The organism is Micromonospora sp. RL09-050-HVF-A (assembly GCF_019374995.1).
GTDB lineage: Bacteria > Actinomycetota > Actinomycetes > Mycobacteriales > Micromonosporaceae > Micromonospora > Micromonospora antibiotica.
This window is the reverse complement of record NZ_JAGKQP010000002.1, coordinates 3141812-3154143: the sequence shown is the minus strand read 5'-3', so window position 1 is coordinate 3154143 and position 12332 is coordinate 3141812. Positions and strand designations below refer to the sequence as shown.

Genomic DNA, 12332 nt, shown 5'->3' with positions numbered 1-12332 from the left:
GCTGCCCGAGCCCGAAAACCTGCTCCTCAGTCGATTTGATCTCCCAGGTGGAAGACGCTGTACGCCTGCTTGATCACCGGATGGGCGACGTTGCGTACCCGCACCCCGCCGGGGGTGACACCGCGTTCGGTGCCGGCGTGCGCGTGTCCGTGCAGGGCGAGCGCCGTCGGCGCCGAGTCGATCGCCTGACCCAGCTGGTACGACCCGAGGAACGGGTAGATCTCCAACGGCTCACCGGCCAGGGTGTCCGGCACGGGGGCGTAGTGGGTCAGCGCGACGAGCAGGTCGCAGTCCAGCCCGCGCAGCGCCTCACCCAACGCCGCCGCGCTCTCGTTGCTGGTCCGGACGAACGACTTCATCTCCGGCTCGCCGAAGTCGCTGGCGCACCGGCCGGCGAACCCGCCGCCGAAGCCCTTGACGCCGGCCACCCCGAGCCGGCCGCCGGGGCACTCCAGCACCGTGCCGGTCCCCTCCAGCACGGTGATCCCGGCGTCCTGGAGCACCTTGACCACCTGCGGCACCTGGTCGCACTGGTGGTCGTGGTTGCCGAGCACGGTGACCACCGGCACCCCGAGGCCGCCGAACTCCTGGGCGACACAGCGCGCCTCGGCCTCGGTGCCGTGCCGGGTCAGGTCACCGGCGAGCAGCAGCACGTCGGCGCAGTCGGGCAGCTCCTCCAGGGCCGGGCGGAACCGGCCCAGCACGTCGGCGTCCAGGTGGACGTCGCCGACGGCGGCGATCCGGATCATCGGGTCCTCCTCACGGCAGCTCCTCGACCTGGACCGGCGCCTGGGCGCGGATCACCCCGATGTCGCTGGTGATCGCCTCGTCCGGGAACCGTTCGGCCACCCGACGCAGGATCTCGGCCCGCCGTTGCGGGCTCTCCACCTCGCCGGTGAGGACCAGGCCGCGTTCCCGACGGACCACGGTGATGCCCTGCTCGGCGACGTCCGGGTCCTCGGTCAGCAGCCGTTGGATCGCCGCCTCGACGTACTCGTCCGGCGGGCCGGCGCTGTGCTCGGTCACGGGGTCTCCCTCTCCTCGGGGATACGGGCGTACGGCACCGGCGTCCCCCCGTACGGGACGACGTCGAGCCGGTCCAGCAACATCAGGAACGCTTCGGCGTACGGCGAGTGCTGGGTCTCCTTGCGTACCCGCTCCCAGTCGATCTGTTCGCGCAGCGACCGGGCCAGCGGCAGGCCCCGGGCGAAGTCGCAGTAGTGCTGGGAGAAGCTGAGCAGCTTGTGCACCATCAGCCGGGTCGCCGACAGCACCGGCATCCGGATGGCGTCCACCGGGCGGATCACGGTGTCGGCGAGGGTCTCGTGCGTCACCGGGGTCTCCACCGGCCGGTGGATCAGGTCCACCATCCGCCCGTCGTCGTAGACCTTGACCAGCCAGTCCTCCGGCGGGCGTTCGGCGGTGAAGCCCTCGTCGGTCAGCGCCTCCAACGCCCGCTCGACATGCTCCTCGGGGAGCAGGAAGTCCACGTCGTGCTCGCTGGAGTGGCCGCCGTGCGCATAGACGGCGAAGCTGCCGCCGAGCGCGAAGGGGATCTCGTTCTGCTTGAGCACGGCGGCGACCCGCTTGAGGGTGTGCAGGAGGCTGACGTCCCCGCGCTCGGCCATCTGGTCTCTCCCGTCGGTGGATGGTCGGTGGGAAATGACGTTGCGTACCCGGCTGCCCGCCCGCCCACACCTGGGCCGGTGGACCGATGCGGTCATCGCCCCCATCGGGGACCCGATCGGGCAGCGGGTGTGCGCGGGTCGGATAGTCTGTGCAGGGTGGCCAGATCACGGCGCGCGACCGACGGTAGGCCCCGACTGCGTCGCGTCGCGTTGATCGGCATCGACGGTTCGGGCAAGACCACCCAGGCGCACCGGCTCGCCGCCGCGCTGACCTCGGCCGGGCTGCCGGCCACCTACCACCGCAACGCGAGCGGTCGGCGTTGGCTCGGCCGGGTCGCCCACCGGTTCGGCCGCTCCGACGCACAGGGGCTGGTGGGCCGGGACGGGATGCTCGCCGTGGAGTCCGTGCTGCGCTGGCTGGCGATCGCCGCCGCGCTGCTCAGTTGCCTGGTGACCGGGCGGACCGCCGTGATGGACCGCTACTCCGCCTGCCAGTACGCCAGCATCCGGGCGCACGGTGGGCAGCGGTGGGAGCGGCTGGCGCGGGCTGGCTACCGGGTCTTTCCCGCGCCGCAGGTCACCTTTCTGCTCACCGTCGACCCGGTCGAGGCGTACCGGCGCATCGAGCGACGGGGTGAGGACCACGAGACGATGGGCTGGTTGACCGCCGCCGACGCGGCCTACCGGTCGTTGCCCGAGTACCCGGGTTTCGTGGTGGTCGACGCGGGAGGCGGGCCGGACGAGGTGTCCCGGCGGATCCGGGCGCACCTGGCGCGTTGGCTGCCGCCGGAGGAGGGGGCCGGCCCGGTGGCCGTTGATCCGCCGGACGACACCGGACCGTCCGCCCCGGCGACCGACGGCGTCGGGCGGGAGCCGGTCGCCGCCCAGGCCCGACCGTAGACCGAGGCGATTCCACCGGACCGGCCGAGGTGCGTCAGGCTGCGCAAATGGGAGTCTGTGCCGGAACGCCCCCGGTGCCGGGGGATACTTCCTGTCGGATACGCGCGGTCATGGTTGACGGCTCGCGGCTCATGAAAGTAAGTTTCATCCGTGGCGAAGAGTCCGAAGATTTCTGTGAGTCACGAGCCGGGTGGGCTGATCGTCCACATCAGCGGCCTGCTCCCGTCGCTGTCCCCCGCCGAGCAGCGGGTCGCCCGCCTGGTCGTCGCCGACCCCGCCGACGCCGCCCGACGGACCATCACCGACCTCGCCACCGCCGCCGAGACCTCCGAGGCCACCGTCATCCGGTTCTGCCGGTCCGTCGGCATGGACGGCTATCCGCAGCTGCGGATCCGGCTCGCCGCCGAGGCCGCCCGCCGGATCGAGCCGCCGGACGCCCGGGTGGTCGGTGGGGACATCCCGCCCGGCGCCGACCTGGCCCAGATCATCGCCACCATCGCCTTCAACGACGCCCGGGCCGTCGAGGAGACCGCCCAGCAGCTCGACCCGGCCGTCTGCGAGCAGGTCGTCGAGGCGATCGTCGGCGCGGGCCGGATCGAGGTCTACGGTGCCGGCGCGAGCGGGTTCGTCGCCTCCGACTTCCAGCAGAAGCTGCACCGCATCGGCCGGATCGCCTTCTCCTTCCCGGACGTGCACACCGCGCTGACCTCCGCCGCGCTGCTCGGCAAGGGCGACGTGGCGGTCGGCATCTCGCACACCGGCACCACCTCCGACGTGATCGAGGTGCTCGAACAGGCCCGCACCCGGGGCGCGGTCACCGTCGCGCTGACCAACTTCCCCCGTTCGCCGATCACCGAGGTCGCCGACTTCGTCCTCACCACCGCCGCCCGCGAGACGACGTACCGCTCGGGCGCGATGGCAAGCCGGCTGGCGCAGCTCACCGTGGTCGACTGCCTCTTCGTGGGGGTGGCCGCCCGGAACCGGGCACGGGCCCGCCGGGCGCTCGAGGTCACCGCCGAGGCGGTGCGGACACACCGGGTGGGCGGCAGTCGGAGGCGTTCGTGACCACCGGCCCGACCGGGCCGGACGACACGGTGGAGCAGCAGGGCACCGAGGGTGTGGTCGACCTGCGGCCGGTGGTCCGGGTCGGTGCGCCCACCGAACGGCGCAACCCGTACAGCACCGATCTCGACCTGATGTCGACCCGCGACGTGCTCACCGTCATCAACGACGCCGACCGGCGGGTGCCCGCGGCGGTGGCGGCCGTGCTGGACGAGATCGCGGTGACCGTCGACCTCGCGGTGACCGCGCTGCGCGGCGGGCACCGGGTGCACTACTTCGGCGCCGGCACGTCCGGCCGGCTCGGTGTGATCGACGCCGCCGAGCTGGCCCCCACCTTCAACTCGCCGCACGGCTGGTTCTGCGCGCACCTGGCCGGTGGCCCGGACGCGATGTGGCAGGCCGTCGAGGACGCCGAGGACGACCTGCGCGGCGGCGCGGCGGAGGCCGCCCGGTGCGTGGCCGCCGGGGACCTGGTGGTCGGACTGGCGGCCAGCGGGCGCACACCGTACGTCCTCGGTGCGCTCGGTGCGTCCCGGGAGCGCAGCGCCTCGACCGTGTTGCTCTGTGCCAATCCGGAGGTCCGGGCAGCCGGCGAGGTCGACGTGGTCATCGGGGTCGACACCGGCCCCGAGGTGGTGACCGGTTCGACCCGGATGAAGGCGGGCACCGCGCAGAAGCTGGTGCTGAACACCTTCTCCACGGCGGTGATGGTGCGACTGGGTCGGGTCTACTCCAACCTGATGATCGACATGGTGGCCACCAACGCCAAGCTGCGGGGCCGCATGATCTCCATCCTGATCGAGGCGACCGGGTGCACCGAGGAGGTCTCCCGGCGGGCCCTGCACGAGGCCGACGGCGACCTCAAGACCGCACTGGTCTCGCTGCTCTCCGGTGCCGAGATCGCCGTGGCACGGGCCGCGCTGGCCCGTACCGCGCACCAGGTCCGTGGCGCGATCGCCCTGCTCGCGTCCTGATCCGTCCCGGTTCCCACCCCCGAGCCGCCCGGTGCGGTGCGGTTCCCGACCCCTGCCGTGGCGTCCCACCGGCCCGGACGCCGGGCCGTAGTGATGGAGAACACCGTGCCACCGGGACGTCCGTCACGACGCCGATTGTTGTTCGGGGCGTGGGGTAATCCAGGAGTGCCGGATGAACCAACCGGTCCACCGGCCCGTATCTGGCAGTGACCGGGATCGCCGTCGGACGGTGACGAGGGTCGCTCCGGGTCGGAGTGTCGCAATGGCGCGACACTCGGAATTCGGTCGGCGACACCACGTCCCACCAGCGCCGACCCGGAGGACGTCAGCAGTCCCACGGGAGGCTGACAGCAAACGTGGACCGGGCTTTCAGCTGGCACTCAGGCATTCGTGACACTTTCGACTCACGACATGGAATCCCCGACCCGTCCGAACTGTTGTGCAGGTGTCAGCACCGGCTGGGCAGCGGGGGAGGGCTGATGGACGTGGGGATGGCAAGGAACCGGGCAACCGGCGCGAGCGAGGGGACCGTGGACACCGTGGACAAGAACATCGGCATGCGAACCGACGAGGTCGCCGAGGAGCGTGACCTGGTCGGCGTCTACCTTCACGAGATCTCCCGGACGCCACTGCTGGACGCCGCCAAGGAGGTCGACCTCTCCAAGGCGATCGAGGCCGGGCTCTACGCCGAGCACCTGCTCGGCGAGGACCGGGTTCCCGACGGGGCCGACCGGGACGACCTGGAGCGGCTGGTCGTCGAGGGGGAACGGGCGAAGGATCTCTTCATCCGGGCCAACCTGCGGCTGGTCGTGTCGATCGCCCGCCGGTACGTGCGGTCCGGGATGCCCATGCTGGATCTGATCCAGGAGGGCAACACCGGTCTGGTGCGCGCGGTCGAGAAGTTCGACTACGAGCGGGGCTACAAGTTCTCCACCTACGCCACCTGGTGGATCCGTCAGGCGATCAGCCGGGCGATCGCTCAGCAGGAGCGTACGGTGCGGCTGCCCGTGCACCTGGTCGAGGACGTCAACCGGATGCGCAACGTGGCCCGCCAACTCACCCGTGAGCTGGGCAGCGACCCGGAGCCGGAGCAGATCGCGACGGCACTGGGCGTCACCGTGGAGCGGGTCAACGAGCTGCGGCGCTGGTCGCAGGACACCGTTTCGCTGGACACCCCGGTCGGCGACGACGGCGACACCAACCTCGGTGACCTGGTCGCCGACAGTGACGCCCCGTCGCCGGAGGACATCGTCCTCACCGGGTTGGAGCGGCAGCGCATCGAGGGCCTGCTCAACCACCTCGACGACCGGTCCGCCGGCATCATGCGGGCCCGGTACGGCCTGGAGGACGGGCGGGAGCACTCGCTGACCGAGGTCGCGTCGCGCTTCTCGCTCTCCCGCGAGCGGATCCGGCAGTTGGAGATCCAGGCGCTCGGCCGGCTACGCGAGCTGGCCCGCGCGGAGGGCCTCCAGGCGGCCTGAGTCGGCCCGGTCGGGCGTACCACCCGACCCGAACCGAGCGGCCCGTCAACGGTATGAGCTGGTAGTAATGACGGCGAACGGCCGGCGTCCGATAGGGGGACGCCGGCCGTTCGCCGTTGCCGTACCGGTCAGCGGACCCGACCGTAGCCGGCGATGCTCATCATGTTCATCTTGCGTTTGAGCACGTTGCGGCCCGCGCTCGGCGCGTCGATCACCTGACCGCCGCCGACGTAGAGGGCCACGTGCCCCAACCCCGAATAGAAGACCAGGTCGCCGGGGCGTAGCTCGCCACGGCTGACCCGGGAGGTCGCGTTCCACTGCATCGCCGCGTTGTGCGGCAGCCGCTTGCCGGCGGACCGCCACGCGGCCAGGGTCAGGCCGGAGCAGTCGTACCCGTTGGGTCCTTCGGCCCCCCAGACGTACGGCTTGCCGATCGCGCCGTAGGCGTACCGGACGGCGGCTCCGGCGCTGCCGGAGACGGCCGGTGCGTCGGGGGTGTCGGCGGAGGCGGAACTCTTCGGCTTCTTCACCGGTGCCTCGGTCGCCCGACCGTACGCCGCCCGGCGCATCTCGTAGAGCTCCGCCAGGTCCTGCTCGATGCGCTTCTTGGTCTTGGCGACCGCCCGGGACTGGGCGGCCTGCCGGGCCAGGGTGCTGTCGAGGCGGGCCTTCTGGTCGAGCAGCGCCCGCTGGTCGGCGGTGTATCCGTCGATCTGCTGTTGGCGGTGCCGGGTGAGCTGGTCGAGGGTGCCGAGCCGGTCGACCAGCGAGCCTCCGGCCGGGTCGAGGATCGCCTCGGCGGTGCGCAGCCCACCGGTCTTGTAGGCGGTGGCGGCGATCTGCCCCACGGCGGCGCGGCTCTGCGCGGCCTGGGCCTCCAGCGGGCCGATCCGCGCGTGCAGACCGGCTGCGGTGGCCTGGTTCGTCTTGATCTCCTCGTTGAGCTTGTTGTACGACTCGACGATCCGTTCCAGCTCCGCCGAGGACCTCTCGATCCGGGCGGTGAGGTCGGCGACCGACGGTTCGGCCCGGACCGGCGCCGACGGGGCGATCAGCGCGGCCGACAGGCCGGCGACCGCCAGGGTTCGCAGCAGCATCCGTAAGGACGACAAGAGCGGAAGACTCCTCTCCCACCGGTCACCGGAGGATGCTGAGCCCCCGGTGACACCGGCCGGGCCCGTCCGGATGGACGGCCGTTTACCGTGCCGGCCCGATCAACCTAACCTGTGGCGGGAGTGACGCGCAGACAAAGCCGCGGCGAATGTTGGCGGAGCGCTGCGGCGGGTCGTTGTGGCAGGTGGCGCCGGTGGTGCCCGGCGGACGACCGGGCATCGACTTCTGAGTGGTTGGCGAGGAAGGTCCCATTCGTCGTTCCAGACGGATGCCGGCGTGGATCGAGACGGTAAAGCCGGATAAAACCGAATTGGTGGTCAGATGCCGGCGGTCGGGTAGGTGGCGCTCGTCGGAACTGTCGGAAATCGGAGCGCGGGCCGGGCGTGCCGGTAACAGAATGGAGCCCCGGCCGGGAATCCCGCCGTGCGCAGATGGCGTCGCGGTGGGGTCCACCGGCCCCGCCGGCCCCCTGGGAGGACGCCGTGCAGGCAGACCGCACCAGCACCCGACCGCCGCCACGCTGGTCCCGACCGACCACCCTGTTGTACGCCCGGCCCGGGATCGTGGTGACCACCGAACGGTTCACCGCCGGCCGGAGCAGCTACGCCGTCGCCGACCTCACCCACCTACGGACCGGACGGGGGCCGCACGACCGGCTCGCCGCCCGGATCGTCACGCTCGCCGCCGTCGGCGCGGGCACGGCCGGTGTGCTGCTCGGTTTCACCGGAGGGCTGGAGCGGCTCACCGCCGGGGCGTACCTGGGGCTGGGCGTGGTGTGCCTGCTGCCCGTGCTGCTGGTGCTGCTCGGAGACCGCTGGCGGCCACCGGCCCACGAACTGCACGGCCACTGCCACGGCACCGAGCTGCTGCTGTTCAGCAGCGACGACCGGGAGCAGTTCGACCAGGTGGTCGACGCCCTGCACCAGGCCCGCGAACAACACCGCTACCCCGACGCCGACGACCCGTCACCCACCACCCGCCACTGGCGACCGACCCGCTGACACCGGCCGCCGTCAGAGAGCCGCGGGCTCCGGCGTACGGGGGTGCGCGGTGGCCGCCAGCTCGCGGGTCACCTTCCGCTCCGCCACGAACGACACGAACGGCACCGTGCCGGCGAGCATCACCAGCAGCATCCGCTTCAACGGCCAGTCCACCCGACGCCCCAGATCGAAGGTGGCGGCCAGGTAGAGCAGATAGAGCCAGCCGTGTGCGGTGCCGACGACCGCCACCACGATCGGCTCGTCGAACGCGTACTTCAGTGGCATGCCGATCAGCACCAGCACGGCCAGCGCCACGCCCACGATCCAGGCGATCACGCGGTACCGGGTAAGGGCTCCGCCCACCGTCGTCCGTCCTTCCGACCGGCCTCAGCCGGGATAGTCGCCGGGCCTCGCGCCCGGATTGTCGTTCAACCAGGTCAGATAGCGGTTGTACGCGGCCAGGTCGGCGTCGTCCGCACCGTCGGCCGGGGCGGCCGGCACCCGGGTGACCCGCACCGGGCGGCGTACCGTCGGGGTGGCCGGTCCGGGGGAGGCCGCCCCGCTGGGGTCCGGCGCGGTGGTCGACGGCGACCCGGCGCGCGGACCACGCAGCGTGTGCCGGACCTCACGCCACCAGACGAAGACCACGAAGCCGGCGAAGATCGGCCACTCCACCGCGTACGCCCAGCTCAGCGTGTTGCCGGAAGCGGCCCGGCTGATCTGCCACCAGCCCAGCGCCAGGAAGCCCGTCACCAGGACGACCAGGGCCACGTGGCGGAGGATCCACGCCGGTGTCCAGAGCCGCTTCATGCCGTCGAGGGTACCGGGACGGCACGCCGTCTCCGACGCGGCGTCGTAGCCAGCGCGCCGACGGGTTTGGTGACACCTGGTCTGGGCAACCGTCTAGACACCAGCCCAGTCGAACCCGAGGGGGCGACATGACCGCATCAGCGCACCGGTCCGGCGACGGCAGCCCGGAGCAGCGCATGCCCGAGTGGGACGGCGACCACGTCCACCACCCGACCACCGTGCTCTCCGAAACCGACGGCGAACTGATCGGGGTGGACCCGGCCGAACTCGGCGACGACGACCTGATCCGCGAACTGCAGAGCCTGCACCGCACCCGGCTCGACACGCTCCGGCACGCCGCCGACTCGGCGCTCGCCAACCACCTGCGGCGCACCGCCGAACTGGAGACCGAGTACCTGGCCCGGCACCCCGGCCGCGAGGTGGACCCGCACCGGCTGCGGGGGGCGTGATGGCCACCCCCGCCGAGCGCGGCATGTCCGCGCCGCCCGAGGTGGTGTTCAGCACCGCCACCGACCCCGACCGGATCGACGCCTGGTTGCCCGCGCCGCTGCGGGCCGACGGCGCGGCCCCGACCAGTCGGTACGACCACGAGTTGCGGGCCCGCTGGGACGGCCCGGACGGGGCGGCCGAACTGGAGGTCACCCCGGGCGACTCCGGCGGTGCCCGGGTGCGGCTGGAACTGCCCGCCGGGTCGGCCGCCGGGCTGGCCGACGAGTCCCTGGCCAACCTCGAACGCGAGGTCGCCGAGAACCTCACTGCGGGTTGATCCGACGGATGCCACGAACCGCCCACTGATGCGAACGACGAGCGAGGAGCCCCGGTGACCGACGGTGGTCTGAAGCAGAAGGTGGCGCGACTGCGCCAGGCGTACGCGCCGCACGAGCACCGGCCGCTGGGCGGCTACCTGGCCGCGATGGGCACCTACGCCGGGGTGACCGCGTCCATCGCGGCACTGGTGAAGGTGACCGGCCGGCCGGTGCCCGAACGGCCCGCCCCGGGCGACGTGGTGCTGCTGGCCGTCGCCACCCACAAGCTAAGCCGGCTGCTGTCCAAGGACGCGGTGACCAGCCCGCTACGGGCCCCGTTCACCCGCTACGACCGCCCGATCGGCAGCGGCGAGGTGATGGAGCAGGTCCGCGACCAGGGCAGCTCCACCCGGCACGCGATCGGTGAGCTGCTCAGCTGCCCGTTCTGCCTGGCCGTGTGGGTGGCCACCGGGCTCACCGGCGGCCTGGTGCTGGCCCCCCGGCTGACCCGGCTGGTGGCGACCGCGCTGACCGCCGTCGCCGCGTCCGACTTCCTCCAGATGGGGTACGCGGTGGCACAGCAGGCCGCCGAGGGCGGCCGGCACGACGAGGGGTGACCCGTACGCGGAAGGGGCCGGCGGATCGTGTCCGCCGGCCCCTTCCCGTCATCCGTCGCCGCCCGCTCAGGTGGGGGTGGTGCCGTGGTCCTCGCCCGCCCAACCGCGCGACGCCTCCGGTTCCCGCTCGTCGGCGTCCGCGCCGGTGATCACGTCCCGGTCGACGGCGGTCCGGTCGTGCTCGTTGGCGAAATCCGGCTCGGGCAGGGTGTCCAGTCCTTCGGGGGGCTGGCCGAGGGCCGGCACCCGCTCGTGGTGTTCCTCATGGTCGGACATCTCGATCTCCTCTCGGCAGCCGGCGGCGTGACCCCGGCATCCGGCTCACCCCGGTGACGGCCGGTCAGCCTGCCGACCCACCCAGCAGGTCGGCCACCTCGTCCACCGCGTACTCCCCCTCGGGGAGGGCGGCGACCCGGGTGAGCAGCTCCGCCGGCAGGTCCGCGCTGACCGCCGAGCGGTAGATGTCGGCCTGGCTGAGCCGTTCCTGGCCGTGGTAGATCTCGTCCAGCAGCTCGTCGAGCTGCCGGAGGTCCGGCTGGTCGGTCCCGGGCAGGTCGCCGGTCATGGGCGCGTCGTCGGTCACCCCGCCCTGCTACCCGGGGCCGAAACGGTCAAACCCGTCAGGCCGGGGTGGGCAGGGTGGCCCGGCGGGCCCGGACGGCGGCCCCGAGGTGCTCCAGCACCTCCGCGGTGGTGTCCCAGTCGATGCAGGCGTCGGTGACCGACCGGCCGTAGGTCAGCTCCCGGGTCGGGTCCAGGTCCTGGCGGCCCTCCAGCAGGAAACTCTCCAACATGATGCCGACGATGCCGCGCTGACCGGCGGCGAGCTGGGCGGCCACGTCGGCGGCCACCCTCGGCTGGTTGCGGTGGTCCTTGCCGCTGTTGGCGTGGCTGGCGTCGACCACCAGCCGCTCCGGCAGCCCGGCCGCCCGCAGCAGGTCCAACGCCCCGGCCACCGACTCGGCGTCGTAGTTGGGTCGGCCCCCGCCGCCGCGCAGCACCAGGTGCCCGTCGGCGTTGCCCCGGGTGTGCATGATCGCCGGGGTGCCGGAGACGTCGATGCCGGGGAAGACGTGCGGCACCCCGGCGGCCCGGATCGCGTCCACGGCGGTGCCGATGCTGCCGTCGGGGCGGTTCTTCATACCGATCGGCATGGACAGGCCGGAGGCGAGCTGCCGGTGCACCTGGCTCTCCACCGTCCGGGCCCCGATCGCGCCCCAGGCCACCGTGTCGGCGATGTACTGCGGGGTGATCGGGTCGAGGAACTCGCAGCCCACCGGCAGCCCCAACCGGACCACGTCGCGCAGCAGCGCCCGCGCGGTACGCAGGCCGGTGTTCACGTCGCCGGAACCGTCAAGCGCCGGATCGTTGATCAGGCCCTTCCAACCCACCGTGGAACGCGGCTTCTCGAAGTAGACCCGCATCACCACCAGCAGGTCGTCGGCGTGCCGGTCGGCAGCCTCGCGCAGCAGGTGCGCGTACTCCAGTGCCGCCGCCGGGTCGTGCACCGAGCATGGGCCGACCACCACCAGCAGCCGGTCGTCGGCGCGGTCCAGCACCCGGCCGACGTCACGCCGACCGGCCAGCACGGCCGAGGCCAGCGGCGGGTCCAGGGGCAGCTCGTGCAGGAGCAGGGCGGGGGTGGTCAGCGGCACGACACGGTCGATCCGCTGGTCGATGACCGCGCCGTTGTCCGGGGTGGGCCCGTTGTCCGGGGTCGTCACGGTGGGAGTCCTTCCGCCGACCGTGCCCGGGGCCGGTGCCCGGGTCGAGCCGGCTGCTCGTAAACAGAAGGGCAGGAAGCTCAAGGCTCCTGCCCGGCCGGCTCGAAACGCGGTGACGTCAGCTCATGGTGAGGTCACCGGCTCCGCAGCCGGCTGCCTAAACCATCGATACGTACGCGTCACGCCCGCAAGCGTACCCGAGGCGGAGGCAAGGACTCATCCGCCCGTCGGCCAACCCTCGTCTGACGTTCACCTCCGGCACTGCCACCGTCGGTAACTTCGGCGGCACCGCTCGCA

General features: G+C 72.3%; 17 protein-coding genes. 8 read left to right on the top strand and 9 right to left on the bottom strand.

From position 1 onward, the window contains the following. Positions 1–26: 26 nt before the first annotated feature. The 3 genes from J7462_RS13615 to J7462_RS13605 are packed head-to-tail and all read right to left on the bottom strand — an operon-like array spanning position 27 to position 1628. Positions 27–749 (bottom strand): metallophosphoesterase, encoded by a 723-nt coding sequence (locus J7462_RS13615; RefSeq protein ID WP_219464393.1) that lies wholly within the window; start codon positions 747–749, stop codon positions 27–29. A 10-nt stretch (positions 750–759) separates the two neighbouring features. Next, the gene (locus tag J7462_RS13610) at positions 760–1026 is read right to left on the bottom strand and encodes a hypothetical protein (RefSeq protein ID WP_219464392.1); all 267 of its coding nucleotides are present in this window, start codon (positions 1024–1026) and stop codon (positions 760–762) included. Further along, positions 1023–1628: a nucleotidyltransferase gene (locus tag J7462_RS13605; protein ID WP_208568468.1), complete on the bottom strand. Its 606-nt coding sequence runs from the start codon at positions 1626–1628 to the stop codon at positions 1023–1025. The genes J7462_RS13610 and J7462_RS13605 overlap by 4 nt, the downstream gene beginning before the upstream one ends. Positions 1629–1784: 156 nt before the next feature. On the opposite strand from J7462_RS13605, the gene J7462_RS13600 reads away from it, so the two are divergent. From J7462_RS13600 to J7462_RS13585, 4 genes are all read left to right on the top strand, one after another. Next, positions 1785–2528 carry a thymidylate kinase gene (locus J7462_RS13600; RefSeq protein WP_219464391.1) on the top strand — a complete coding sequence of 248 codons (744 nt, stop codon included), beginning with the start codon at positions 1785–1787 and terminating at the stop codon, positions 2526–2528. Between the two features lie 150 nt (positions 2529–2678). Continuing rightward, positions 2679–3593: a MurR/RpiR family transcriptional regulator gene (locus J7462_RS13595; RefSeq protein WP_208568470.1), complete on the top strand. Its 915-nt coding sequence runs from the start codon at positions 2679–2681 to the stop codon at positions 3591–3593. A 71-nt stretch (positions 3594–3664) separates the two neighbouring features. Beyond that, positions 3665–4564 (top strand): N-acetylmuramic acid 6-phosphate etherase, encoded by a 900-nt coding sequence (locus J7462_RS13590; protein WP_219470319.1) that lies wholly within the window; start codon positions 3665–3667, stop codon positions 4562–4564. A 491-nt stretch (positions 4565–5055) separates the two neighbouring features. Beyond that, a complete protein-coding gene (locus tag J7462_RS13585) occupies positions 5056–6045 on the top strand; it encodes an RNA polymerase sigma factor RpoD/SigA (protein ID WP_208568471.1) in 990 nt (329 codons plus the stop codon). A 128-nt stretch (positions 6046–6173) separates the two neighbouring features. On the opposite strand, the gene J7462_RS13580 is transcribed toward J7462_RS13585, so the two are convergent. After that, the gene (locus tag J7462_RS13580; RefSeq protein ID WP_219464390.1) at positions 6174–7157 is read right to left on the bottom strand and encodes a C40 family peptidase; all 984 of its coding nucleotides are present in this window, start codon (positions 7155–7157) and stop codon (positions 6174–6176) included. 483 nt (positions 7158–7640) lie between these two features. Here J7462_RS13580 and J7462_RS13575 point away from each other — a divergent pair, with 483 nt between their 5' ends. Then, on the top strand, positions 7641–8159 hold the full coding sequence (locus tag J7462_RS13575; protein WP_219464389.1) for a DUF6232 family protein: 519 nt from the start codon (positions 7641–7643) through the stop codon (positions 8157–8159). Between the two features lie 12 nt (positions 8160–8171). Here the strand turns inward: J7462_RS13575 and J7462_RS13570 are convergent, their stop codons facing one another. Both J7462_RS13570 and J7462_RS13565 read right to left on the bottom strand, forming a co-directional pair. Next, positions 8172–8501 (bottom strand): DUF3817 domain-containing protein, encoded by a 330-nt coding sequence (locus tag J7462_RS13570; protein ID WP_208568474.1) that lies wholly within the window; start codon positions 8499–8501, stop codon positions 8172–8174. A gap of 24 nt (positions 8502–8525) precedes the next feature. Further along, complete coding sequence (locus J7462_RS13565) at positions 8526–8948, bottom strand: hypothetical protein (protein WP_219464388.1); 423 nt, start codon at positions 8946–8948, stop codon at positions 8526–8528. Between the two features lie 128 nt (positions 8949–9076). Between J7462_RS13565 and J7462_RS13560 the strand changes: the two genes are divergently transcribed. The 3 genes from J7462_RS13560 to J7462_RS13550 are packed head-to-tail and all read left to right on the top strand — an operon-like array spanning position 9077 to position 10311. Then, a complete protein-coding gene (locus J7462_RS13560; protein WP_208568476.1) occupies positions 9077–9397 on the top strand; it encodes a DUF6158 family protein in 321 nt (106 codons plus the stop codon). Beyond that, entirely contained in the window at positions 9397–9714 is a 318-nt protein-coding gene (locus tag J7462_RS13555) for a hypothetical protein (protein WP_219464387.1), read from the top strand. Before J7462_RS13560 ends, J7462_RS13555 begins: the two co-directional genes overlap by 1 nt. A 54-nt stretch (positions 9715–9768) precedes the next feature. Further along, positions 9769–10311 (top strand): DUF1360 domain-containing protein, encoded by a 543-nt coding sequence (locus J7462_RS13550; RefSeq protein WP_219464385.1) that lies wholly within the window; start codon positions 9769–9771, stop codon positions 10309–10311. Between the two features lie 66 nt (positions 10312–10377). On the opposite strand, the gene J7462_RS13545 is transcribed toward J7462_RS13550, so the two are convergent. The 3 genes from J7462_RS13545 to J7462_RS13535 form a co-directional block, all read right to left on the bottom strand. Further along, positions 10378–10587 carry a hypothetical protein gene (locus J7462_RS13545; protein WP_219464383.1) on the bottom strand — a complete coding sequence of 70 codons (210 nt, stop codon included), beginning with the start codon at positions 10585–10587 and terminating at the stop codon, positions 10378–10380. Between the two features lie 64 nt (positions 10588–10651). Beyond that, a complete protein-coding gene (locus J7462_RS13540) occupies positions 10652–10894 on the bottom strand; it encodes a hypothetical protein (protein ID WP_208568480.1) in 243 nt (80 codons plus the stop codon). A 37-nt stretch (positions 10895–10931) separates the two neighbouring features. Continuing rightward, the gene (locus tag J7462_RS13535) at positions 10932–12035 is read right to left on the bottom strand and encodes a 3-deoxy-7-phosphoheptulonate synthase (RefSeq protein WP_208568481.1); all 1104 of its coding nucleotides are present in this window, start codon (positions 12033–12035) and stop codon (positions 10932–10934) included. Positions 12036–12332: the final 297 nt, after the last annotated feature.

Coding starts and splice junctions, on each gene's coding strand:
- J7462_RS13615 (WP_219464393.1), bottom strand. CDS start 749: ATGATCCGGATCGCCGCCGTCGGCGACGTCCACCTGGACGCCGACGTG.
- J7462_RS13605 (WP_208568468.1), bottom strand. CDS start 1,628: ATGGCCGAGCGCGGGGACGTCAGCCTCCTGCACACCCTCAAGCGGGTC.
- J7462_RS13585 (WP_208568471.1), top strand. CDS start 5,056: ATGGCAAGGAACCGGGCAACCGGCGCGAGCGAGGGGACCGTGGACACC.
- J7462_RS13565 (WP_219464388.1), bottom strand. CDS start 8,948: ATGAAGCGGCTCTGGACACCGGCGTGGATCCTCCGCCACGTGGCCCTG.
- J7462_RS13560 (WP_208568476.1), top strand. CDS start 9,077: ATGACCGCATCAGCGCACCGGTCCGGCGACGGCAGCCCGGAGCAGCGC.
- J7462_RS13555 (WP_219464387.1), top strand. CDS start 9,397: ATGGCCACCCCCGCCGAGCGCGGCATGTCCGCGCCGCCCGAGGTGGTG.
- J7462_RS13545 (WP_219464383.1), bottom strand. CDS start 10,587: ATGTCCGACCATGAGGAACACCACGAGCGGGTGCCGGCCCTCGGCCAG.